This window comes from Allostigmatella hybrida (assembly GCF_020103775.1).
Lineage (GTDB): Bacteria > Myxococcota > Myxococcia > Myxococcales > Myxococcaceae > Hyalangium > Hyalangium aurantiaca.
Map to the genome: position 1 here is coordinate 96,871 of NZ_JAHXBH010000027.1, position 23,787 is coordinate 120,657.

General features: G+C 68.1%; 21 protein-coding genes and 1 pseudogene. 16 read left to right on the forward strand and 6 right to left on the reverse strand.

The genetic code is table 11. The features are described from left to right. The first annotated feature begins 10 nt into the window (after positions 1-10). From KY661_RS29795 to KY661_RS29805, 3 genes are all read left to right on the forward strand, one after another. On the forward strand, positions 11-247 hold the full coding sequence (locus KY661_RS29795; protein WP_225413446.1) for a hypothetical protein: 237 nt from the start codon (positions 11-13) through the stop codon (positions 245-247). Between the two features lie 11 nt (positions 248-258). Then, positions 259-447, forward strand: coding sequence for a hypothetical protein (locus KY661_RS29800; RefSeq protein WP_225413447.1), 189 nt, complete (start codon positions 259-261; stop codon positions 445-447). A gap of 91 nt (positions 448-538) precedes the next feature. Next, positions 539-808, forward strand: coding sequence for a hypothetical protein (locus tag KY661_RS29805; RefSeq protein WP_225413448.1), 270 nt, complete (start codon positions 539-541; stop codon positions 806-808). Positions 809-814: 6 nt separating this feature from the next. Here the strand turns inward: KY661_RS29805 and sppA are convergent, their stop codons facing one another. After that, positions 815-2,611, reverse strand: a complete 1,797-nt coding sequence (sppA, locus tag KY661_RS29810; protein WP_225413449.1) for a signal peptide peptidase SppA — start codon at positions 2,609-2,611, stop codon at positions 815-817. 177 nt (positions 2,612-2,788) lie between these two features. Here sppA and KY661_RS29815 point away from each other — a divergent pair, with 177 nt between their 5' ends. The 3 genes from KY661_RS29815 (at position 2,789) to KY661_RS29825 (ending at position 7,214) form a co-directional block, all read left to right on the forward strand. Next, the gene (locus tag KY661_RS29815; RefSeq protein WP_225413450.1) at positions 2,789-5,635 is read left to right on the forward strand and encodes a M16 family metallopeptidase; all 2,847 of its coding nucleotides are present in this window, start codon (positions 2,789-2,791) and stop codon (positions 5,633-5,635) included. 247 nt (positions 5,636-5,882) lie between these two features. Beyond that, positions 5,883-6,551, forward strand: coding sequence for a hypothetical protein (locus tag KY661_RS29820; RefSeq protein ID WP_225413451.1), 669 nt, complete (start codon positions 5,883-5,885; stop codon positions 6,549-6,551). Between the two features lie 54 nt (positions 6,552-6,605). Then, entirely contained in the window at positions 6,606-7,214 is a 609-nt protein-coding gene (locus KY661_RS29825) for a CPCC family cysteine-rich protein (protein WP_225413452.1), read from the forward strand. Here KY661_RS29825 and KY661_RS29830 read toward each other — a convergent pair. Continuing rightward, positions 7,195-8,994 carry a protein kinase domain-containing protein gene (locus KY661_RS29830; protein WP_225413453.1) on the reverse strand — a complete coding sequence of 600 codons (1,800 nt, stop codon included), beginning with the start codon at positions 8,992-8,994 and terminating at the stop codon, positions 7,195-7,197. The two genes, KY661_RS29825 and KY661_RS29830, sit on opposite strands and share 20 nt — an antisense overlap. Before the next feature lie 241 nt (positions 8,995-9,235). On the opposite strand from KY661_RS29830, the gene KY661_RS29835 reads away from it, so the two are divergent. From KY661_RS29835 to KY661_RS29860, 6 genes and pseudogenes are all read left to right on the forward strand, one after another. After that, a complete protein-coding gene (locus KY661_RS29835; RefSeq protein ID WP_225413454.1) occupies positions 9,236-10,048 on the forward strand; it encodes a hypothetical protein in 813 nt (270 codons plus the stop codon). Then, positions 10,048-10,413 (forward strand): annotated as a pseudogene (locus KY661_RS29840) (putative metal-binding motif-containing protein); the annotation flags it as partial. The gene KY661_RS29835 and the pseudogene KY661_RS29840, both read left to right, overlap by 1 nt. Positions 10,414-10,512: 99 nt before the next feature. Beyond that, entirely contained in the window at positions 10,513-11,889 is a 1,377-nt protein-coding gene (locus KY661_RS29845) for a putative metal-binding motif-containing protein (RefSeq protein WP_225413469.1), read from the forward strand. A 243-nt stretch (positions 11,890-12,132) separates the two neighbouring features. Then, positions 12,133-12,804, forward strand: a complete 672-nt coding sequence (locus tag KY661_RS29850; protein WP_225413455.1) for a hypothetical protein — start codon at positions 12,133-12,135, stop codon at positions 12,802-12,804. Further along, entirely contained in the window at positions 12,804-14,960 is a 2,157-nt protein-coding gene (locus tag KY661_RS29855; RefSeq protein WP_225413456.1) for a dickkopf-related protein, read from the forward strand. Before KY661_RS29850 ends, KY661_RS29855 begins: the two co-directional genes overlap by 1 nt. Before the next feature lie 429 nt (positions 14,961-15,389). After that, a complete protein-coding gene (locus tag KY661_RS29860; RefSeq protein WP_225413457.1) occupies positions 15,390-15,584 on the forward strand; it encodes a hypothetical protein in 195 nt (64 codons plus the stop codon). 13 nt (positions 15,585-15,597) lie between these two features. On the opposite strand, the gene KY661_RS29865 is transcribed toward KY661_RS29860, so the two are convergent. Beyond that, complete coding sequence (locus tag KY661_RS29865) at positions 15,598-16,674, reverse strand: sulfite oxidase (protein WP_225413458.1); 1,077 nt, start codon at positions 16,672-16,674, stop codon at positions 15,598-15,600. Between the two features lie 262 nt (positions 16,675-16,936). On the opposite strand from KY661_RS29865, the gene KY661_RS29870 reads away from it, so the two are divergent. Beyond that, on the forward strand, positions 16,937-17,107 hold the full coding sequence (locus KY661_RS29870) for a hypothetical protein (protein ID WP_225413459.1): 171 nt from the start codon (positions 16,937-16,939) through the stop codon (positions 17,105-17,107). 12 nt (positions 17,108-17,119) lie between these two features. Here KY661_RS29870 and KY661_RS29875 read toward each other — a convergent pair whose 3' ends face one another. Both KY661_RS29875 and KY661_RS29880 read right to left on the reverse strand, forming a co-directional pair. Then, positions 17,120-18,025, reverse strand: coding sequence for a hypothetical protein (locus tag KY661_RS29875; RefSeq protein WP_225413460.1), 906 nt, complete (start codon positions 18,023-18,025; stop codon positions 17,120-17,122). A 229-nt stretch (positions 18,026-18,254) separates the two neighbouring features. Beyond that, entirely contained in the window at positions 18,255-18,818 is a 564-nt protein-coding gene (locus tag KY661_RS29880) for an imm11 family protein (protein WP_225413461.1), read from the reverse strand. Between the two features lie 221 nt (positions 18,819-19,039). On the opposite strand from KY661_RS29880, the gene KY661_RS29885 reads away from it, so the two are divergent. Then, on the forward strand, positions 19,040-20,398 hold the full coding sequence (locus KY661_RS29885) for a serine/threonine protein kinase (protein ID WP_225413470.1): 1,359 nt from the start codon (positions 19,040-19,042) through the stop codon (positions 20,396-20,398). 87 nt (positions 20,399-20,485) lie between these two features. Here the strand turns inward: KY661_RS29885 and KY661_RS29890 are convergent, their stop codons facing one another. Beyond that, on the reverse strand, positions 20,486-22,006 hold the full coding sequence (locus KY661_RS29890) for a flavin monoamine oxidase family protein (RefSeq protein WP_225413462.1): 1,521 nt from the start codon (positions 22,004-22,006) through the stop codon (positions 20,486-20,488). A 265-nt stretch (positions 22,007-22,271) separates the two neighbouring features. Between KY661_RS29890 and KY661_RS29895 the strand changes: the two genes are divergently transcribed. Beyond that, entirely contained in the window at positions 22,272-23,375 is a 1,104-nt protein-coding gene (locus KY661_RS29895; RefSeq protein WP_225413463.1) for an alpha/beta hydrolase, read from the forward strand. Between the two features lie 122 nt (positions 23,376-23,497). Then, the coding region (locus KY661_RS29900; RefSeq protein ID WP_225413464.1) for a DUSAM domain-containing protein at positions 23,498-23,787 on the forward strand (290 nt) is incomplete at its 3' end.

The window sequence follows — 23,787 nt, forward strand, 5'->3', positions numbered from 1 at the left end:
GAGCATGTGGATGAACATGGCATCGACCAAGGCCCTGGGCGTGGTGCTCGGCATCTTCCTCCTCACGGGAAGCGTGGCCTCCGCCGAGGGCAGCCGGACCGCAGGCAAGCGAAGCTGTCCGCAGCGGTGCGCCAAGCACCTCAAGGAATGCAGCAAGGTGTGCAAGGAGAAGGGAGGCCCCAGCAAGCAGAGGTGCCTGGATGCTTGCCAGCAAGCCGAGCAGAAGTGCTCCATCAAGTGCGGATGAGGAGACGGACCATGCGCGCCCCTGCCCCCCGGCCCCTGCCCTCGCGTGCCCGCGGCCAGTCCATGGTGGAGTACGTCACCATCAGCGCCGCCTTCCTGGGCGTGGGCGCGATTGGCTGGCCCTTCCTGGTGCAGTTGCTGAATGCTTTGAGCCGCTACTTCAGCTCGCTCTACTACATCATCCAGTCGCCCCTGCCGTGAGGCAGGCGGGCGCCCGGGGGGCGTGACGCGTTCCGTCACCCGGTCAGGTTAATCTGCACGCCTCCGGCTCTTCGGGCCCGTGGAGGTTGCGATGCGGATCAGCACACGGTTTTACCCCTTGGCAGGGCCCCTCGCCGTGGGGCTCTGGCTGGCCAGCGCACCGGCCCTGGGCGAGGGCCGGCGCCGCGGCGAGCCCGCCTCGTGCCAGGACCGCTGCGATGACGAGTCCCAGCGGTGCCGGGACATCTGTCAGAAGTACGCCGGCGGCGGCAGCGACGAGTGCCTCAAGTCCTGCGAGAAGGAGCAGAAGGCGTGCTCCCGCAACTGCAAGGAGGCCCCCCGGAAGAAGGAGGCCTCCTGAGGCGCGCTACCAGCGCGTCTCGGGCAGCGGGGCCCGGAGCGTCTCCGGCTGCGGCCCCCACAGCCCCAGCCGCGTGCCCAGCCGGTAGAGCTGCCGCGTCTGCTCCAGCGCCGGTACCAGCGGCGAGAGCGCCGCGAGCTGCGCGCTGCGCTCATCCTCGCTGTTGTCCCCCTCCCCGCCGCCCAGCAGGCTGGCGATCACCTCCGCGGGCTGCTTCTTCCGGGGGAACACCTGCAGGCGCACCTTCGCGTCCTTCGGCAGCTTCGCCGCCTCGCGCACCAGCTCCAGCGCCTTGGGGAAGCCGCCCAGCTCGTCCACCAGCCCCAGCTCCTTCGCGTCCTCGCCCGTCCACACCCGGCCGCGCGCCACCGCCTGGAGCTTCTCCAGCGGCAGGCGCCGCCCCTCGGCCGCCTTCTGCGTGAAGTCCACGTACACGCGGTCCAGCGAGGCCTCGTTCTTGGCGAGCTGCTCCGGGCTGAAGTCCGTGTCCGTGCTGTAGAGCGTCGCGTCCTTGCCGAAGGCCACGGTCTCGAAGTTGATGCCCAGCTTCGCCCAGAAGTCCGCCGTCACCATCTTCCCCCCGTACACGCCGATGCTGCCCGTGAGCGTGCCCGGCTGGGCCACGATCTTGTCCGCCCCCATAGAGACGAAGTAGCCGCCGCTCGCCGCGTACGTGGCCATGGAGACGATGACGGGCTTGCCCTGCTCCCGCGCGCGCTGCACCTCGCGGCGCACGGTGTCGCTGGCCACGTAGCTGCCCCCCGGGCTGTCCACCCGGAAGAGGATGGCCTTCACGTCCTTGTCCTCCGTGGCCTTGCGCAGCGCCAGCGCCACGCTGTCCGCGCCGAAGGTGGCATCCCCGCCCAGCGGGTTGAAGCCGCTCTTGCCCCGGACGATGCCGCCCACCCCGTACACCAGCGCCACCGTCTCGCCCGTCTCGTGCGGCCGTCCCGCCCGCTCCAGGTACTTGTCCAGGAAGAGCAGCTTCGCGCCCTCCCCGGCCTCCGCCTTCACCTTGGCGAGCACCTCGTCCCGGTAGAGCAGCCCGTCCACCAGCTTGGCCTCCAGCGCCGCCTGGCCCAGGAGGGGCGCCCGGTCGATGAGCGCCTTCACCTCGTCCTCGCTCAGCTTGCGCCCCTCGGCGATGCCGCGCACCACCTGCCCGAAGAGGCTGCCCAGGAACTTCTCCGTCGCCTCGCGGTGCGCGGCCGTGTAGCCCTGCTCGGTATAGGTGTTGACCGCGTTCTTGTACTCGTAGCGCTGGCCGATGCGCGGCTGCACCCCCAGCTTGGCGAACGCGTCGCGCGCGAACGGCGTCTCCATGGCCACGCCCGTGAGCGTCACGTCCCCCGAGGGCTGGACGTAGACTTCGTCGAACGCGGTGGCCAGGTAGTACGCCCCCGTGGCGCTGCCGCCCTCGCCGAAGGTGTCCGTGTAGGCCACGGCCTTCTTGCCGCTCGCGCGGAAGGCCTTCACCGCGTCGCGCAGCTCCTGCGCCACCGCGATGCCGCCCGGCTGGTCGATGCGCACGAGCAGCGACTTCACCCGCTTGTCCTGCGCGGCCTTCTCCAGCGCCTCCACCACATCCCGCACGGTGGCCGGGTCCGGGCCAAAAGCGCCCGCCAGCGAGTCCTCCGGCACCTGCTCCTGAAGGGGCTGGTCCAGCTCCAGCTCCAGCACCAAGGTGCCCGGCACCGAGGGCTTGCTCGCCGAGGCCACCAGGATGAGCAGGATGAGGCCCGCGACGAACAGAATGGAGAGCGCGCCGATGACGGCCAGGGCGCCCACGATGAAGCGTTTCATAACTCCCTCACACGCAAGCGGGACCGGCGAGGAAGAGGCGGCCCGCGCAGGGAGGGTGCTTACTACCAATCCCCGCCGGGGGGCGGGCTTCCTGTGGCCCCCGCCCCCCCGCCGCGCCTGTTGAACAATCCGCACTCTCAGGGGCGCTGGCCCCACGGGCATACGGTGTTTTCCGGGATGACCGGTAGGGTGGGGCGGGTTGGAGGCGCCGTGCCCTTTTCGCCGACCCATGAGGCCCGTATGTGCCGCTCTTTCCTGGCCCTGGTGGCCGTCCTGCTGGTGGCCGCCACCCCGGCGCTCGCCGCCAAAACGTCCCCGCAGGCTCCCAAGGGCACGCTCGCCCCGGTGACGAGCGTGGAGGGCATCACCGAGTACCGCCTGCCCAACGGCCTGCGCGTGGTGCTCTTCCCGGACCCCTCCAAGCCCACCGTCACCGTGAACGTCACCTACTTCGTGGGCAGCAAGCACGAGGGCCCCGGCGAGGCCGGCATGGCCCACCTGCTCGAGCACCTGCTGTTCAAGGGCACCCCGAAGCACCCGCGCATTCCCCAGGCGCTCACCGAGCGCGGCGCCCGGCCCAACGGCACCACCTGGCTCGACCGGACGAACTACTTCGAGACGCTGCCCTCCTCCGAGGCCAACCTCGCCTGGGCCCTCGCCTTCGAGGCGGACCGGATGGTGAACAGCTTCATCGCCCAGAAAGACTTGGACAGCGAGATGACCGTGGTGCGCAACGAGCTGGAGCGCGGGGAGAACAACCCCCACGCGGTGCTCCTGCGCCGGGTGCTCGGCACCGCCTTCCTCTTCCACAACTACGGCAAGCCCACCATCGGCACCCGCGCGGACGTGGAGAACGTGCCCATCGAGCGGCTCCAGGCCTTCTACCGGAAGTACTACCGGCCCGATAACGCCCTGCTCGTGGTGGCGGGCCGCTTCGACGAGGCCAAAGCGCTCCAGCTGGTGCAAGCCTCCTTCGGCAAGCTGCCGCGCCCCAAGGCGCCCCTGCCGCGCACGTACACCGAGGAGCCCACCCAGGATGGCGAGCGCGAAGTCACCCTGCGCCGCGTGGGCGAGACGGCCGCCCTCACCGCCGCGTACCACATCCCCGAGGGGGCCCATGAGAGCTTCGGCGCCCTGGACGTGCTCACCGAGGTGCTCGGCGACACGCCCTCGGGGCGGCTCTACAAGGCGCTGGTGGAGCCGCGCAAGGCGGTGCGCGCGAGCGCCTCCAACCTCCAGCTCCAGGACCCGGGCGTGCTGCTCGTCAACACGCAGCTGCGCGAGGGCCAGAGCGTGGAGGCCGCCCGCGCGGTGCTGCTCCAGACGGTGGAGGAGGCCGCGCGCACGCCCTTCACCGCCGAGGAGGTGGCGCGCGCGAAGACGAGCCTCCTGAAGTCCGTGGACCTGCTGCTCAACGACTCGGAGAACGCCGCCATCTCCCTGTCCGAGTGGGCCGCCATCGGCGACTGGCGCCTGCTCTTCCTGCACCGCGACCGGGTGGAGGCGGTGAAGCCCGAGGACGTCACCCGCGTGGCGGCCCTGTACCTGAAGCCCTCCAACCGGACGCTGGGCCAGTTCGTGCCCACCGCCACGCTGGACCGCGCCGAGATGCCGCCGCGCGTGGACCTCTCCGCCATGCTCCAGGGCTACCAGGGCCGCGCCGCCGTGGCGCAGGGCGAGGCGTTTGACCCCTCGCCCGCGAACATCGAGTCCCGGGTGCTGCGGCCCGCGGACGGCGAGGGGCTGAAGCTGGCGCTGCTGCCCAAGAAGACCCGGGGGCAGATGGTGCAGGTGGCGCTCAACCTGCGCTGGGGCACCGCGGAGGCGGTGAAGGGCCAGGTGAAGGTGGCCGAGGCCGCGGGGGCCATGCTCCTGCGCGGCACGCGGACGAAGAGCCGCCAGCAAATCCAGGACACGCTCGACCAGCTCAAGGCCCGCGTGGGGATGAACGGCGGGCCGCTGGGGGCCGCCGTCTCCGTGGAGACGGTGCGCGAGAACCTGCCCGCGGTGCTGCGGCTGGTGGCCGAGGCGCTGCGCGAGCCCGCCTTCGATGCCCAGGAGTTCACCCTGCTGCAGCAGCAGTGGCTGGCCTCGCTGGAGAAGGCCCGGAGCGAGCCGGAGACGCAAGGCGGCAACGCCTTCCTGCGCGCGCTCGGGGGCCAGTACCCGGTGGGCCACCCGTACCACGTGCCCGCCGTGGACGAGAACATCGGCCTGGTGAAGGCGGTGACGCGCGAGCAGGTGGTGGCCTTCCACCGGGGTTTCTATGGGGCCTCGAACGGGGAGTTCGCCGCGGTGGGAGACTTCGATGCCCAGGCGCTGGAGGCGCTCGTGCGCGAGCTGTTCGGCGCGTGGAAGAGCCCGGCCCCGTACGTGCGCGTGCCGCAGACGTTCCACGCCGCGCCGCCGCGCGCGCTGGTGCTGGAGACGCCCGACAAGGCCAACGCTTACTTTCGCGCGGGGCACAACCTGCAGCTTCGCGAGGATGACCCGGACTGGCCCGCGCTCTTGCTGGGCAACTTCATGCTGGGCGGCGGCTTCCTCAACTCGCGCCTGGCCACGCGCATCCGCCACCAGGAGGGCCTGTCCTACACGGTGTCCAGCGCGCTCACCGCCTCCCCGCTCGACACGGTGGGTGCTTTCAGCACGTATGCCATTTACGCCCCGCAGAACGCCGCGCGGCTGGAGAAGGCGCTGCGCGAGGAGCTGGCCCAGGTGCGGGAGAAGGGCTTCACCCCCGAGGAGGTGTCCAAGGCCCGCTCGGGGCTCCTGGAGTACCGCCAGGCCCGGCGCGCGCAGGACGAGGGGCTGGTGTGGACGCTGGCCCAGTACCTCTTCTACGGGCGCACGCTGCAATTCGATGCCACGCTGGAGCAGCGCCTGGCCCAGCTGACGCCCGAGGACGTGCGCCGGGCGCTCGCGCGGCACGTGGACCCGGCCCAGCTCACCGTGGTGAAGGCCGGCGACTTCGCGGGGGCAAAGCAGAAAGCCCCGGCAAAGGCGCCCGCCGGCGAGGCTCCCTAGCCTTTCCACGCGGGGCGCCGGGCGCGGGCCGCGTGGGTTCCCCTGCGCCGAGGTGCGTTTGGAGAGCCTTTCCGGCGAGGAATTGATCTTCGAGCACGCTTGCCAGCAGGGCGGCGATCTGCGCTATCATTGAACTGCCTGCAAGGGTGCTGTTGACAGTGATTGGCGCTGACCTCCCCTCGCCCGTTAAAGGCTGGGGCCGTGAAACCTTCACAGTGCGCCAGCGATGCCTGGCGAGGAGAAGAGCATGGCCATCAATCTGCGTGCACGACAAGCCGTGCTTCACTCGGTGACGACCGAGCAGGAGGCCTCCGCGGCCAAGGGCCGCGCGGCCCCGCGCTCCGAGATGGACTGGAGCGAGGCGGAGAAGCGCCCCGAGGCGGAGAAGCAGCCGCTGGCCTTCCCGCGCAACCTCATGCAGCCGCCGAAGTCCCAGGTGGAGAGCTACGTGGAGGCGATCGACGATCGCATCTTCCAGCTCGACCAGAAGGCCGCGCAGCTCGCGGTGCGCTTCGGGCTGCCGTCGGCGCCCTTCTCGCTCCTGTCGGACAACGAGCAGGCCCTCTTCGAGGAGGCGGCCCAGGCGCTCAAGCTCAACCCCGAGAGCAGCCTGTTCGCCGCGTTCGTGCAGTCCTCGCTGGTGCGTGAGTACGTGGCGCTGGAGAAGCTCCAGGGCAACTGGCGGCTCGTGTTCCACCGGGAGCCCGCGGTGCTGGGCGCGGGCGCGAGCGCCCAGCCGGCCGTGGTGCCGCTGGCGGAGGCCTCGCTGGAGGTGCGCCGCCGCTTCCTGCATTCCAGCGAGCACTTCTTCCGCGCGTACCTGGGCGCCTGCCGCGCGCACCTGCAGGAGTCCCGCTCCGCCATCAACGCGGCGGATGCGACGCTCGCCATCCTCGAGGACGTGTCGTTCGACTGAGGCCGTTGTCATCCGCGCGCGGGGGGCTTGCGCCCGGCGCGGCAGTCCCCCGCCATGCGACGTGAAGTGCTCATCCGCCGCATTGCCCAGGAGCGGGTGGCCCGGCGGCTCCCCCACGAGAAGCTCGCCGAGCTGTCCGCCTACTGGGGCTGGGATGAAGTCTCTCCCGGCTGGCTGCGGCTGCCCGTGCGCGTGCGCGAGGAGATGCTCCGCCGCGAGGACGCGGTGCCGCGCATCTGGCGCTCGCTGTATGACGCCTTTTTCGAGTTCGTGGAGGAGGACGCGCGGCGCATCGTCCGCAACGAGGCGCTGAAGGCCGAGGCGGAGGAGCTGGGCATCGCCGTGGACGCGGTGGAGGGCACGCCGGATGCGGCCGAGCCCTGTCCGTGCTGCGGCTACCGCACGTTCGAGTGGCGCGGCGAGCATGACGTCTGCCCGGTGTGCGGCTGGGAGGACGAGGACGGCGAGGACATGCTCGATGACGGGCCGGAGCGGCTGCAGCGCTTCAGCGTGGCCCACCAGATGACGCGCGCGGAGTACCGCCGGGCCTACGAGGCCATGCGCGATGTGGACCTGCGCGCGGGAGACCCGGAGCGGCTGCGCAAGTACGGGCGCTTCGCCACCGCGGAGAGCCGGCCCCGGCTCATTCCTCGAGGAGATTGACCTTGAGGATGGTGGGCTCCAGGGGCTTCACGTTCACGGTGCGCGTCACGGTCTTGGCCAGATCCGGGTTCGTGAGCTTCACGACGTGGGTCCCCGCGGGCAGCTCCACGGCGGGCATGGGGGTGTCCCCCACCTTCTTTCCATCGATGAAGACGGTGGCGTAGGGGCGCACGCGGAACTCGATCGTGCCCTTCTGCACGGGCTTGAGCGCGGCGGACACCGTCCGCTTCGCTTTGCCCGAGGGGCTCGTGGGACGCGATGGCCGAGGCGCCTTGGGGGACTCTTCACCGGCCGCGGGCTCCGGGGAGGGGGCCGCTTCCAGGATGAGTTCGGAGGGCGTGTCCTCGGCCGCGGGGGGCGGCGGGTCCTGGGGAGCCTGCTCCGCAGGGAGCAGGGCCTTGGCGCTGGGGGCCTCTTCCTCGCGTGGCGGATGGACCTCGGGAGGAGACGCGAGGGGCAGGGCCTCGGCGACGGCTGGAGGGGGAGGGGCCGGCGTCCCGGACCGTCCCAAGAGGATGGCGGCCGCGGCCGCGAGCAAGACGCCTCCTGCCAGGGCGGGAATCCAGCGCCGCGTCCTGGCAGGGGCTCCGGGGCGCTCCACGGCCGGAGGGGGCGGAGCCTCGGCGGCCGCCTTCACGGAGGGCCTCACCGGGGGACTGGGCTGAGGCGTGGGCCTGGGACTGGGTGGGAGGGCGGCGGCGGCGGGCTCCAGGGGCCGGGGCGTCTTCAGCGTGGGCGGCTCGGCCCAGGCGGCTCCGGATTGGGTGTCCGGGAGGTTCGCGGGAACGGGGGTGTGGACGGGGGTGGTGCTGGGCGGGGCCTTGGCGCGCGGCGTGTTCTGGATGGGGACGGGGGTGCCCGTGCCCGAGGTGAACTGCGCCACGAGCTGGGCGAGCTGCTGCGTCGTCACGGGCTTGCCGGCCGAGAGGATGAAGTCCTCCAGGTCCGACTGGAAGGCCAGACAGTCCGGGTAGCGCTGCTCGCGGTCCTTGGCGAGGGCCCGGCCGAGGATGCCGAGCAGGGGCTCCGGCAGCCCGGCGCGGTGCTGGCTCGCGGGCACCGGCTCCTCGAAGAGGATGGCCTGCATCAGGCCCGCGTCGGAGGAGGACTCGAACGGCCGGCGCGTGGTGATCAACTCGTAGAGGACGACGCCCAGGGCATACACATCCGCGCGCCGGTCCAGGGTCTTGGCGCGGACCTGCTCGGGCGGCATGTACGCCAGCTTGCCTTTGATGACGCCGCTCTGGGTGTGGTGGCTCTGGCTGGCGGCCTTGGCGATGCCGAAGTCCACCACCTTCACGGCGCCCTGGCGGGACATCAGGATGTTGTCCGGGCTGATGTCGCGGTGGATGAGCCCCATGGGCTCGCCCGTCTGCGGATCCGCGAAGTCGTGGGCGAAGGCGAGCCCCTCGCAGGCCAGGGAGATGAGCCGGGCGCAGGCCACGGGAGACAGGGGGCGGCCCTGGGTCCGGGCGCCCTTGACGAGGGCGCGCAGGTGCGGCCCGTCGATGTACTCCATGGCGAGGAAGTACGCGCCGTCGGCCTCACCGAAGTCGAAGATCTGAACGATGTTCGGGTGGGTGAGCTGCGCGGCCAGCTTGGCCTCGGAGAGGAACATCTCGACGAAGGTGGCCTCCTCGGCGAGGTGCGGGAGGATGCGCTTGAGCACCAGCGTCTTCTCGAAGCCCATGGGCCCGGCGGCCTTGGCGAGAAAGACTTCGGCCATGCCCCCCGTGGCGAGCTTGCGGACCAGCTGGTACTTCCCCACTTGCTCCGTCACGAACCGTGTTCCTCTCTGGGATGGGGGCGAGCGTGGCAAGCCCTGGGCCCGGCCGGGCGGAAAGTGACACAGCCAGCGGGGAGAAGAAAATCCTCTCTTCGGGCAAGCGTGGACCTGCTTGCCCGGTGGGCATCAAGGCTTTCCGGTATTGCACAGAGATAGGGCTGGAAAGTGAGGGAATGCCCCTACTGCGATTGAAAGTAAGACGGGCAAGCAATCGGCTCCGAGCATGATGGGGGCCATGGATGGACCCCTCTCATTGGCATGGCCCCTGCGCTTCTCCCTCTGGTGGGTGGTGCTGGGCGCCCTCCTCCCGATGGCCGCGCCCGCGCAGGAGGATTTCCAAGGCGCGCTGGCCGAGGCGCGGCGGCTCTACGAGGACCTGGAGTATGAGCAGGCCTTGGTTCAGCTCCAGTGGGCCAAGCCCAGGGCCCGCACTCCGGAACAGGAGGTCGCCCTGGGGCTTCTGGAGGGCATTGTCCTGGGAGACATGGGCGAGCGGGGGCCGTCCCTGGCGGCGTTCCATGCGGCGCTCCTGCTGGATCCCGAGGCGAAGCTACCGCTGAAGGTCGCCCCCAAGGTGGTGCGGGATTTCGAGGAGATGAGGCGGCGGGCGCGCGCGGACCTCCTGCAAAAGCGGCCTCAGGTTCCGGCTCCTGCGCAGGAGGTGTCCCCGCCCAAGCTCGCTGCGCAACAGTCCCTCCAACCGGATCTCACCCCGCCGCCCGTTCGCAGTCCCGTGCCCTACACCCCCGTGGCAGGGACAAAAATCCGTTCGGGCAGACGGGTGCTTCCGTGGGCGCTGGCGGGCGCAGGGGCCGTGGCACTGGGGGTGGGAACGGTGTTCGGCTTGAAATCGCGGGCCAGCGTGAGCGATGCGAGAAATGGGGTGTTCTTGGATGAAACACGCTCCCATCTGGAGGATGCTCGGGGAAGCGCGGGCGTGGCCAATGTCCTGTTCGGGGTCGCGGGGGCGGCTTCGGCGGCGGCCCTGGTGACCTGGTTGCTGTCGCCGGGAGAGCATGCGAAGGCTCCTGTCACGGAGGCTCCCTGATGCGCGTTCTTTCCGTATGGGTGGGATTGAGCTGTCTCTTCCTGAACTGCACCGTACCCAGCCTGGAAGAGGTGATCTCAGGAAAACCCCTCGCCTGCGATGCGGAGCATTCTTGCGGCGAGGGACGTGCCTGCGTGCAAGGCACGTGCGTGGACGCACCGTGCGAGGGTCCCTTCATCGCAGTGGGATACCGGGGGGACCGGGATAGGGATGGATACGCGTCCAGCGGTACTCCGTATGAGATTTTCTGTGACGGTCTTCCTGCGGGCTATGCCGGGCAGACGGGGGATTGCGATGATACCCACGCTGGCATCCATCCGGGGGCCCCAGAGGTGTGTGACAGCCGGGACAACAACTGCAATGGGGACACCGATGAGGATGTGGGTACGAACTGGTACCCCGATCAGGATAGCGACGGCTTTGGAGATATGACCGCTGCCCCGCTCGTCCGGTGCACGCAGCCCATGAAGTACGTCCAAGACCATTCGGACTGCCTGGATTCGAACGCGAATGTCTATCCCCGCAGGAACTTCACCGAGACGACGTGCGACGAGGTGGATGAAGACTGCGATGGCGCAGTGGACGACGGTTTTCCACTCAAGGGAGCAACCTGCAGTGATCCGTGTCCTGGTGGGACATGGATCTGCAACAGCAACAAGAATGGACTGACCTGTCAGGGAGCGCCGCTCAAGGAGCCCTACTATCCGGACGCGGATGGAGACGGAGCGGGCGACGAACGCGGCATGGGGGCGGGCTTGAGATGCCCCTCGGAGCCTTTTCCCACGGGAACCGTCGCCAACAAGATCGACTGTGATGACCAGGATCCCCTCAACGCACGGGGGAGCTTCGAACTCTGTGACGCCCGAGACAACAACTGCAACACCACCGTGGATGAGGACAATGCCTGCCTGGGGAAGGGTTGGAAGAGCTTCCCGGATGATGCCGCCCTCACAGGCCGCAACTGGAAGAGCGTCTCGATTACCCACAATGGCTGGGTCTGGGTGGCAGGAGATGGAGGCAAGCTCGCAGTCCGCAAAGCTGCTGGCGCGAGTTTCTCAAGCCTGGACGGAGCGTGCGGCAATGCCTCCTGGAAGTCCACGTGGGCCACGGTGAACGGCATCGTCATCCTGGCGGGCGATGATGGGCAGGTCGCATGGCATGACGGAACCGACTGCCATGACCCGCAGTCCGTCAGGAACGGAAGCCCGCTAACCAGTGTGATTGGACGTTCGCAAGGTGGGGTTATACAACACTATGCTGTCAGTGCATGGGGAGAGTTCTACCTCTGCACAGGGGGACTCACCTCGGTCAGCAGGCTCTTTGACTCGGTTGCGGCCTATATGGGTGTCCACACGATCGACGGCTCGGCGCCCCTTCTGCTGGTGGGAGGTGCCAACGAGTACGACCGGAACCATTCCGCCCCGCTCATCGCTGGCCATCCCGGTATGGGCAATGAGACCGCGCTCACCGTCCATACGCTGACGGGCGTTCCCAGCGGGTATGGCGGCTATCTAACTGCGGTGTGGATGGCGTCGCCAAGCATTGCTTATGCTGTGGGAGACAAAGGCCTCGTCATGAAATGGGATGGAAACAAGACGTGGTCCCGTGTGAACCTTCTGGCGGACAATCCCGTTGTCGACTACACGGGCGTTGTGGCGTTGGATCAACATTCTGTCTACATCACCGATACGGAGGGACGTGTCCGTCTCCTCAAGCCGAGTGGCTGGGCTCCCGCTCCGCTCTATGCCGGCCCCCAGCCTCTTCGGGACATCGCCGTCAACGCGGCGGATGACATCTGGGCGGTGGGCGACAATGGCTTGGTGGTTCACTTCGCGGAGTAAGTGTCGAGAGCCCGGAGCCAAAGGACAGTTGCGTGAGAGGCGGCTGGTGGAGGTGGACGGAGAAGGACGCGAACCTTAGCATCTGCCGTCATGCTTCCTCTTCGACCCTCTCCTCGGCTCGTCTTGGCCGTTGTGCTCAGCCTCCTGGGCTTCTTTCCTCCCGCAGCCCAAGCGCAGGATGACTTTCATCGGTACCTCTTGGCTGCAGAGCGGCTCTACGAAAGTGGAGAGAATGAGCGGGCTTTGGTCCAGCTTGAGCGGGCCCGGGGGCTGGCCCGGGGGCTGGCTCAGGATGTGGCCGTGACGCTGCGGGAAGGCATCTGCTTGGCGGACATGGGGCAGTGGGAGAAAGCGCAGATGTCCTTCCGGGAGGGCTTGTTGCTTGATCCCGAGGCCAAGCTTCCTCTCCGGGTCTCTCCCAAGCTGGAGCGGGACTTCGAGGACGTGCGGACGCGGGTGCGCAAGGAACTGGGGCTGGGTGAGCGCCCCTCCCCTGCTCAGGCGAAGCCCCCTGCCGCAGTAGCGCAGACGGACAGGCCCCAACAGCCCAACCTCAAGGCGCCGGAGGTCCAGGCAACTCCCGCTTACGCCCCCTCGGCGGAGGCCGTGGCGCCCTCGCGCATCCCCGTGGCGCCCATCGTGTTCGCGGGCGTGGGGGTGGTGGCAGCCAGTGTGGGCGCGGTGATGGGGCTCCAGTCGCGGTCCTCGGTGTCCCAGGTGCGCGACAGTTTCGCGGGAGACGCGCTGCCCACCGCTTCGGAGCTACCGGGCTTGTCGCAACAACTGGAGGATGCGCGCAGTCAGGCACGGCTGGCCAATGTGATGTTTGGCACAGCGGCCGTGGCGGCGGTTGGCAGCGTGATTAGCTACCTGGTCTCGCCCGGCGGTGAGCGTGATGTGAAGGAGGTCCGCTGATGCGTGGGTTCATGGGAGGGATGGTGGCGCTGGGGCTCGTGGTAGGGTGCTCCGTGCCGAGCCTCGGGGAACTGAGCGCGTGTATGTCGGATGAAGACTGCGGCCCCAACGGGCTGTGTGAACAAATTGGCGAGGAGGGGGTCTGCCGCAAGAAGCCGGACATCGTGGACCCCAGCGAGTGCACGAACGCGTGCCGCGCGTTTGAAGTGTGCACGACGGAGGGCTGCCTACAGCGCTTCTCGGCGTTGACCCTCAAGGAACCCGTCAATGGTGCATCGCTGAATGGTGGAACCATCCCCATCATCGTGGAACTGACGGAGAAGTACGTCACGGAGGCGGAGTGGCCCGTGCTCGCCTTCACGGCCACAAAGAAGGATGGAAGCCCGGCGGGCTCGATTGGTACCCCCACGCGCAATGGCAATCAGTACACGGCGCTGTGGTTGGTGCCGAACCTAGATGAAGAAGTCGCTGTGACGGCGGCCTACGAGGAAACGAATCTGCGCGCCTCAGTCTTCGTCGATGTGGATACGGTGCCTCCCACGTTCACCTTGGGCTTCTCCACCCCGCCCGGTCGGGAGCAAGGGAACGCAGGTGTTCAAGCAGCGCAGCAGGATCCCACAGCAGGATATGAAGGTGCGTTCCGCAGAGATGAAACTGTCACGGTAACGGTCTCCTCCAACGATAACACGGTGACACAGTCTCAGTTGACAGTGGTTGGTATTGGGCCTGGCGGAACGCCCGGCCGGACCGAAGTCCCCGTCACGGTTGACATGCAGCAGAGGACCTCGTGCCCAGGCGGCCATCCAGTCTGTGGCGAGAAGGCCGTGGACCTTGCCGTTCCGGAGATGAGTGACTTCAGAGGGGCCATGGTGTTCCGGGTCAAAGGCCAGGATCGTGCTGGCAACGAAGGACAGTCGGCCGAGTTGCCGCTCCGGGTCACGCGCTGGAAGTGGGCCTTCGATGCCGCCGGAAAAATTGAAGGAACCCCTGCGATCGGCAACCAAGGACTCATCTACTTCGGGACGAACTCAGGTTCGAAGACCGGCAAAACATATGGAGTCGATTGGGCGGGCAGGACGAAATGGGTGTTCGACTCGGGGGATGTCACAGGCAGCGCTGCGGTGGGTGCTCTGAAAGGTAGTGAAGAGTACGTATACGTTGCTGCGAGGGGGGCGAGTAATTCGTGGCTCTATGCGCTGAATAATAATGGTACGGAAAAGGCGAGGTGCGCCTACGCAGGAAGCGGAGAGAGCCCGAGCGCGATTGCCGTGGGATCCATAGGCGGTATGGAAACAGCAACCACTGTCTATAATAGTTCTCTAGCGCGTATTGTGGGGTTAAGCCCTGATGCCACCACTGCCAAGTGTTTGGAAATCACGGGGTCCTCGGTTCCGCGTGCAATCGCGGGTGCCGTTGTCGTAAAGGACCAAAATGTCTTCTACGGGACCTCTAATGCCAATCTCACCAGTTACGATCTCTCAACAGGAGCCAATACTTCGCGGCCTGGGTGGCCACAGAGCTTGCCGGTCGCAAGTCCTGGAATGGCAGTATCGGGTGAGAATATTTACGTCGGAACAGGCACCGTTAATGTTCCCTCTCAGGGCGGGCTTGCCAAAATCTCCGTGAACGGTGGCATTGTGGAGACGCTCTTTCCCGCGAGTGGTGGTTCGCGCGTGTTCAATGTCTCGATTGGTAGCGGTGAGACCGCATATTTCGGCGCGGAGACCAGTTCGAGCCAAGAGTTCCGCTCCCTTCAACTTGGGACTGGAACCCCGTCGGTAGTGATCAGCTCTGGAGCGGGAATCCTGCGGGGGGCCCCGGTCGTAGGCCGCGGTGGGAACCTCTACACGGTGAATACCGATGGTGAAGTCAGGGCTTGGACGCCCAGTTTGGCGACACCTCTCTGGGGGACCAAGATCGAACCAGGGGCGGGTGAGGGCACAAACATCTCGCCGACCCTCGATTGTCTCCGCGACCCAGCCTCGGGCCAAGCTGTGGCCACCAACTTGGGCGTCCTGTACGTGACCGCGGAGACCAAGGTTCACGCATTCATCGTGGACAGTCCGGGCCTGGACCCCGACGCGCCCTGGCCCAAGTACCAACATGACGCGCGCAACACCGGTAATCCTGCTACTCCCATCCTCCGCTGCCCCTAGCGCGGGGTGGGAGTCCCCTGGAGCCGATGATGATGTGCCGTTTTTCCTGGATGCCCCTGGGCCTGGCCGCGGCCATGGCCCTCCTGGCCTGCACCTCCCGCAAGGCGGAATCCCTCCCCACCCCGCCCACCGTGGCCGCGGCGGATGCGGGTGTGTGTCAGCCGCTGACGTGTGCTTCCAGTGAGAGGAAATGTGGCCGCGTGCAGGATGGGTGCGGCGGGGTATTGAACTGTGGGGTGTGCTCCCGCTGTGGCCCCGAGGAGATGGAGTGTTGCGGGGCCTGCATTCCGAAATCGGAACAGGTCTGCCCCGTCAACGTCCACTGCCCTACGGCTCACCCCGCGATGTGACGCAAGGCAGCAAATTTGAACCTGCGGATGTCAGATCTGGGGGCTATCTGCTCGTTCTATGACACAAAGGAGTCCTGTCATGCGGCCTGCCCTTGTTTCTGTCTCCCTTCCCTCCCCGGTTCCCGTCCTCATCCCCGACGTGGCGCCGCCCGCGTTCCCGCTGCCCCCCGCGAGCCCTCCCCGCAAGGCCGAGGCGCCGCCCTCGCCGCCCCGCTCCGGGCCCCGCCCGAGGCCCGAGCGCAGCTTCGTGGATGTGATGGAGTGTCTGTTCTGAGGCGCCCGGCGCTTCAGCCCACCTCCACCACCCGCACCTGCACCGCGTTGTTCCCGTAGCCCAGCCGGTTCCACGGCGCCCGTTCGGGCTGGGTATCGCCCGCCTCGTCGGTGGCCCGGGCCCGGAGCGTGTGGCGCCCCGCCTTCGCCCCCTCCCAGGTGAAGGCCCAGCGCACCCAGGCCGAGGGCCTCGGCGTCTCCAGCAGCGTGGCCGCCTGCCAGCTGTCGCCCCCGTTCACCGCCACCTCCACCCGCACCACCCGGCGCTCGCCGCTCCAGGCCATGCCCTGCACCACCACCGGGCCCGGCGCCACCCGCGCCCCTTCCGCCGGCGAGGTGATGAGGGACTTCACCTGCATGCGCGTCACCGGCTCGGCGGGCGCCCCGTCCTGCGTGTCGTAGATGTAGCGCTCGCGCTGGTAGTAGCCCTCGAAGGGGCGCGTGAGCACCTCCAGCCGCGTCACCCACTTCACGCTCGCCATGCCGTACCAGCCGGGCACCAGCAGCCGCACCGGCGCGCCGTGCGCCCGGGTGAGCGGCGCCCCGTTCATCTCCAGCGCCAGCAGCGTGTCCGGGTGCAGGGCCTTGGCCATGGGCAGCGCCCGCGCGAAGCGCCGGCTCCCCTCCCCGTCCGCTCCCTCCACGAGGAGCTCGACGGCGCCCGGCTTCACGCCGGCCTGCTGGAGCACCTGGGCCAGGGGAACCCCGCCCCACACCGCCGTGCCCAGGGCGCCCTGCTGCCAGGGCTCTCCCACCGGCAGGGGCGTCATGCTGGTGCGCCCGTTGCCCGCGCACTCCAGGGTGACGGGCAGCGTGCGCAGCGGCCCGCGCGCCAGCTCCGCCACCTTCAGCGTGAAGGGGCGCGCCACCGCCCCCTCCACCGCCACAGTGTGCGTGGCCCGGGACAGCTCCGGCTCCGCGTAGTTGCTGCGGACAAAGAAGGAGGCGGTGGGCGTCCGGGCCGAGGCCAGGGCCGCGGGGGGCGTCTCCGCGTTGAAGGGCTCGTGTTTGACGGTCACCAAGTCCTGGTGCGCGTCTGCCTGCCTGTCCTGAGGGGAGAGCTGCTCCCACCCGATGCCGCCTGGTCCCATGGCCCCTCTCCGTCCGTCCCCGTCCTGCTCTCAGAGGTAGGGGCGCTCCCCCCGGTGGGACAAGGGTCACTGTCCAGTGGCGGGCGTCTGCGGCGGGAGACTGCCCGGCCGCGCCCGCCCCGGAGGCCTGGGCAAAGCTGCCTTCTTGACGTAACGCGGGCGCCTGGACGCAGGGCAGCCAGGCGTCACGGGGTTCGGGCCTGATTCCGCCGCGGTGCTGAACTTTCCTCCCGGACAGGCGAAACGCCGGGAGGAGGACACGATGGCTGCGGATCCGAAGATACCGAAGGAGCAGGAGCAGACCCGCGAGGCGGGCCCGGAGCGGACGCCGGAGAAGAAGGCGGACAACGCGGACCAGGCCAAGGAGGGCATGCCGGGTTACGGCCAGCCGCCCGAGGAAGTCCGCAAGCCCCTGCCCGACCAGAAGTGGTAGCGGGAGGGCCGGTTAGGGCAGGTCCAGGGGCGTGGTCTGCACCCACGGCGTGGGCAGGTTCTGTGGCCGGCCGAGCTCGGGCCGCGAGCCCGCGCCCGTGCCGCCGTTCTTCCAGTCGTTGAGCTGGGTCACCATCGTCCACTGCCCCTGGCCCCCGTTGGGCGGCCGGTCGTAGTGCAGGAAGGAAGTGGCGCCCGTCTCCACGCGCCCCACGCCCGTGGAGTGCGCGTAGTCGCTGGGCTTCACGCTCCCGGCGAGCCTCAGGTTCGGGTTCTGCGCCAGGAACGCATCGAGCTCCGCGTCCCCGTTCTTCGAGTAGTCGGCGTGGTGGATGACCGACATCGTGTTGTTGTTCGAGTTGTGCATGGTGTGCACCGCGCAGCCGTTGAGTGGCCCCGTCACCACCATGGACGGATCGTTCGGCCGCGGGTGCAGCGGAACGCCCTCGAGGCCCGCGAAGCGCCCCGCGCCCGTCGACAGGTAGTGCAGGTAGTGCGCCTGGGTGCCGGGCCCTCCCGCGGGGGTGGCCGTCAGGTGCGAGTTGCCCTGGTTCTGGTTCACGTTCAGGCTCACCACCGACTGGTTGGCGGGCACGAACGGCCGCTGCGGCGTGGGCAGCGTCACGCCCTCCGGCCTGCCGGTGGGGAACATGTTGTAGCCGTTCAGGACGTTGTTGCCCGCGAAGTTCATCGGGTTGGAGGTGAACTCCGGGGTGACGTCCGCGTTGGGCCGCTGCGAGGGCCCGCCGAACAGGCTCCGGGGCCTCGAGCCCCCCGGTGTCTCGAACCCATCCCGGGGGCCCACCGGGTTGCCCGGGGGCCTCGGCGTGGAGGGCGAAGGCACGCTGGGGCGCGGCGCGTCCGGCTTCGGTCCAAACAGGGAGGAGGGCTTGAATCCACCGAACTTGAAGCTTTTCATGCGCCCCTTCCATTGCGCCTTCTGTGCCAGGGCGGCATGGGAAGGGGCGGCGCCCGTATCCGCTGGGATTCCCAGGACTTGCGGACTTGCTGGGGGCGGACGGACCGAGCTGGAGCGGGGGCATCCCTGGTGACTGCGGTCTCGCCCTGGTGTCTGGAGTCACCAGGGGCGCCAGGGGACGTGGGCGGGTGCCCCGTGCCGATGCGCACCCTCCTGTGTGCCGGGGGCTTTAGACTTCCTCGAAGCGCGTGCCGGTCGCGCCGATGTGCTCCAAGGCGTCCTTGAGGTCCTCCGAGACGATGAGGACGACCTCCCAGCCTTTGGGGCGGAAGACCTTGGCATTGCCCACCTTCGCCTTGTCGATGCGCATGCGATCCACGGCGATGTACTGGCCGACCTTGTCGGGCACACCATGCTCGGGCGTCCAGAATCTCACCTGGGAGGCTTCTTCATCGATGCAGGCGATGAGGCGTGTTGCCACGAGGACGAGGTATTGATCCGGTTGGCCCTCGATATCCGCAGGGATGAGCTGCACGTCGCCGGGCGCATGCTCCGCGAGCAGGGAGGCCACCTTGACGTGGACGACAGGGACCCTCACCCCTGCCTCGGAAAAATCCAACGGGTTGCCCGCGATCTTGATGGGGAGCCTCAATCGTCCCTCTACCTGCACGGGGGCGCCTCGTTTGAAGTCCCAGTCCTGCAGCTTGCGGCCCTGGCTATCGATGGGAGACGCCAGGTGCCAGCGGCGCGGCACTTCCACATCGTCATAGATCTTGAAGAAACGGGGAGGCATGGGGTGTCCCTATCGCGGTTTGCCCTGGGTCACGAGTGGGTTCAACGGTGTTCCCGGTGTGGCGATGTCCCTGGCGAGATCCTTCAGCACCGCCATCAGCCATACCCGGCACTCCGCCATGCTCCTGCACTTGCCCATGGCCCGGGTCATCCCCGCGCCTTCTTGCCTCGGCTCCCTCGCGGTCCTCCGGATAGGCTGGGGCCATGGATACGTCACCCCCGATGGGCCCTGAGGCGCTCCCGGTTGGGATGGAAGTAGGCCCGTGGCGCGTGGAGAGCCTGTGTGGCCGGGGCTCCTATGGCGCCGTGTACCGCGTGGTGAACACAGCGGCGCCGGAGGGCGAGGCTTTCGCGTTGAAGATGGCGTTGCAGCCGTGGGATCCGCGCTTCGAGCGGGAGGTGGAACTGCTCAGCCGGGTGAAGCACCCGGGAGTGCCCCGGCTGCGGGACTGGGGCGAGTGGAAGGTGAGGGGCGGAGGGGTGTTCCCGTACCTGGTGATGGAGTGGGTGGAGGGGGTGCCTTTGTATGAGTGGGCCGAAGGGCGCCGGGAGTCCTCGGAAGAGGTGGCGCGGGTGTTGGCCGAGGTGGCGCGAGCGCTGGAGGCGGTGCACGCGGTGGGAGGGGTGCACCGGGACGTGAAGGGCGGCAACGTGTTGGTGCGGCGTGGAGACGAGCGCGCGGTGCTGATGGACTTCGGCTCGGGGAACTACCGGGGCGCGCGTCCGCTGACGCACCAGCCCCCGCCACCCGGGACGTACGAGTATCAGAGCCCGGAGTCGGTGCGCTTTCAATGGCAGAGCTTGCGCCAGAGAGAGGGCCGGTTCGAGGCGGGGCCCGAGGAGGATGTGTATGCGTTGGGTGTGACGGGGTACCGGCTGGTCACCGGGAGGTATCCGCCGGAGGTGGAGGTGGAGAAGACGGAGGAGGGCTACCGGGTGCTGCCGCGTGCGCCGGTGGCGTTCGAGCCGGGGGCGCCCGTGAGCCTGGAACTGGTGAAGCTCATCCGGCAGATGCTCTCAGAGGAACCCTCGGCGCGAGGCAGCGCGGCGGAGGTTGCCCAGACACTGGAGCGCATCACGAGAGGGCAGCAGCAAGAGGATGCGCAGGTCCATGGCGAGTCCGGGGCTGGGAGATTTCAGGAGAGCGGCACCCGGCGGGGCATCGCGTCGCGAGTCAGGCGGTGGATGCCTGGGGTGGCGGCTCTCGTGGGTGTGGCGCTGGTGATTTCAGTGAAGTGGACGCGGGAGGACAGGGCGGTGCCAGGGAGTGAGCAAACCCAGGCGCGTGAGACGCGGGATGCAGGGACCGTGGGGTTGGCGGACACTGTGATGGAAGCGCCCACCCGCGAAACATCGCCTGGAGAGGCGAACCTGCGGGTGGGCTTGGACATACCCAAGCAGCCTTTTCCTGGCCAGTATCAGCCCCCTTGCGAGAAGCCGCAGATTGCTCTCAATGGAGGCTGTTGGATACGCGTGAGCGGCGTAGACGCTCCGTGTGGTGCCAACTATTACGAATGGAAAAAGGGGTGCTACGTACCCATGTTGCCCCCTCCCCGGCCGCAAACCTCCCATCCGCAGTAAGGCTTACCAGGACACCTCCTGGTCATCCGCAAGCACTGGGCGCCCCGTGGATGAATAGGGGGCGCCCGCGGCTCCGCGGACGCGGCGCTACTTCAGCTCGGCCCGGCGCTCGATGAGCTGCCGGGAGATGTTGAGCGCCGAGACGACGGCACCCTCCGAGTGGCTGTCCACCGTCGTGTCGCCCCCGAAGTAGATGCGGCCCTGCGGGCGCCGCAGCTCATCGGCGAGCGCATCGAAGCGCGAACGCCCGAGCTCCAGCGGCCAGTACGCCACCGCCTGGGGGTAGACGAAGATCTCGGCCGACCGGATGTGCCGGCGGACACCGGGGAAGAGGGCATCGAGCGCCTCCGCGCTCTTCTCGCGCACCTCGTCCAGGGGCAGGTACATGAGGTCCCGGGCGAACTTGGCGTGCAGCAGCAGCGTGAGGAGCTGATCCCTCCCCGCCTCGCCGCTGCCCTGGAGATTCGTCACGTCGTAGATGCTGCCCGCCTGCGTGTCCGACAGCATCGTGAGGATGCTCTCGCCCTTCACGCTCCACAGCGGGGCCGCCTCGGGGGCCATGCGGAAGTGCACCTTGATGTAGCTGCCCATCTTCGTCGTGTGAATGGCCTTCCACTTCTCCGCCGTCAGCGCGGGCGAGAACTGGATCCGGCCAATGACGTTCACGGGCACCGTGACGACCGCCATCCGTCCGGTCACCTCGATGTACTGGCGCTCCTTCTCCAGGATCCGCAGCTTCACCCCGGTTTCCGTCTGCTCGATCGCGGTGACGCGGGCCTGGGTGATGATCTGATCCGGCGCCAGGCGGGACACCAGCGCCTCGGTGAAGCGCGTGTTGCCGCCCTCGACATGGTAGTTCTTCTCACCAAAGCCCTCCGGCGTGTCCAGGAAGAGCCGCACCTCGTCGATGCCGTCGAGCGCCGCGATCTTGTCCCACTCGATCGCCATCTCCGGCTCGACCGTGACACGGATCCACTCGCTCACCTTGCGCGGCAGCTTGTCCCGGCCGACGAAATCCGCGAAGCTGATGCGCATCAGCTCCGCCAGCTCCGGCGGCAGGGGCTTGCCCTCGTAGTGGCTGGCGTGAAGCTTGGAGTAGAGGGCCCAGATCTTCTCGTTCCACTTGAGGAAGGCCGTGCGCTCCTCCGCGTTGAAGATGCCCGCGAGGTACTGGTCTCTCGCGCCCTCGCCCTGGTAGGGGTACACCTTCCCCTCGAGCCGCACCGTGGAGTGCGCCACGTCTTCCACCAGCGGCAGGCCCAGCTCCTTCAACAGCTTCACGGCGGGGCTGCGGCCGAAGTACTCCTCCATGTGCGCCTCCGCCGTGACGCCGTCCGCGAAGGTGACCGTCTGGATGCGTCCGCCCACGCGAGGCGACGCCTCGACGAGCAACGCGTCGATGCCCGCCTTCTTCAGCTCGTGGGCGATGGTCAGCCCCGTCAGGCCCGCGCCGACGATGATGACCGGAGCGTCCTTCCGGGGCGCTACCGCCGCGGGCGGGGCCGCGCTCTCCGTACTGCCTCGCTTCTCCTGACTCCAGCCCGCGCAGCCCTGGAGGGCAAGCAGCGCCACCAGCAGATATGAGAGTCCAAACCAGCGCTTCTGCATGTCTTGTTCTCCTCTTCCGCCACACGCGTGGGGAATACGCGCGGGACTACCGGAGCGAGACAAAGACTCCCAATGAAATCGGGCGGGGGTTGGAGGGGGGATGTGTTTCATTGGCGTGTCAATGACGTGTCAATGCCGGGATGGCCGGTGAGCAAGTAGGGGAAGTCATGGCACGCTGAAGCCTGGCTTCTCGGATGGGGGCTTCGAGGAGGACCGCTCTCGCCACCTTGCCTCCTCCTGTACCGTGTGGGGAGAATTGCTTCCCATGCCTGTATCCCCCTGGAACACCCTGGGCCCGCTCGCGGCCCTGTCCCTCCTGATGTCGAACGTCCCGGCAGAGGCCACCACCGTCCGCGTCCATTACGACGTCGGCTATGGCAACCGCATCACCGTGCGTGGCAGCAAGGCACCGCTCTCGTGGTCCACGGGCACCTCCGCCACGTGGGGCCCGGGCAACATCTGGACCCTGTCCTGGGCCAACTCCGTGGGCGAGGTGGAGCTCAAGCCCCTCGTCAACGATGCGTCCTGGTCGGCCGGTGCCAACTACCGGATTCCCGCCGGTGCCACGGTGGACCTCTACCCCTTCTTCGGCACGGCCTCGGGGCGGTTGCAGTACGTCCCCAGTGTGTACTCGCCGCAGCTCGGCAACTCCCGGACCCTGGCCGTCTATCTGCCGCCCAGCTATTCGGAGAACCCGCTCAAGCGCTACCCCGTGGTGTATGCCCATGACGGGCAAAACCTGTTCAATGCCGCCACCGCCTTTGGCGGCGTCGAGTGGCGCATGGACGAGACGGCCAATTCCCTCATCGCCAGCGGCGCCATGGACGAGGTCATCATCGTGGGCGTCTACAACGCCTCGGCCCAGCGAATCTACGAGTACACCCCCTGCTGCGATCCCCAATACGGAGGCGGGGGGGCGGATGCGTATGCGCGCTTCCTCATCGACACGGTGAAGCCCTATGTCGACCAGAACTTCCGCACGTTGACGGGGCCTCAGAACACGGCCCTCCTCGGCTCGTCACTCGGTGGGCTGGTGTCCTTCCATGCCGGCCGGAACCACCCGTCTGTCTTTGGCAAGCTCGCGGCGCTGTCGAGCTCCTTCTGGTGGAATGGCCAGGCGCTCACCCAGCAGGTGGAGGCCTCCCCCACGAAGGTGCCCGTGCGCGTCTACCTCGATGCCGGGACGAACGGGGACGGGCTGGCGGAGACCACCCGCATGCGCGATGCGCTCGTGGCGGATGGCCATGTCCAGGGCGCGGATCTCTTCTATTACGTGGCCCCGGGCGCGGGCCACACGGAGGCTGCCTGGGCCGCGCGGCTGCACCTGCCCCTCACGTACCTCTTTCCCTGGCAGGGCACGGCCTACTGAGCTTCGGCCCCCGCCCGCACCGTGGGGCTGCCTGTGAGCCGGTAGGAATGGAAGTGGGCCTGGGGCGTGTGGAGAGCCCGGGGGATCGATGCTTCAAGGACACGAACGAGGGGACTGCCATCATGGCCGCTGAGCTTGACTGGGAACCCGTTCGCGCACTGGGGCAGCGTGTCATCGAGCGCGGCGAACCGCTTGAACTCTCGGACGAGGTACGCGCGCTCTTGCAGCGTTCCGCAGAAGAGGTCGCGCTCTCTCCAGAAGACACGGTGAGCGCTCTCCGCAGTGTGCCCACGGCCGCAACGCTGCTTGGAGAGATCACGCGCCGCATCGATGAGGGCTCGCATCGGCTTGGACGGGCTCAAACCCGCGCGTATCGCCTGCGGGATGCGGGAGACCTGGACGGCGCGTGCAG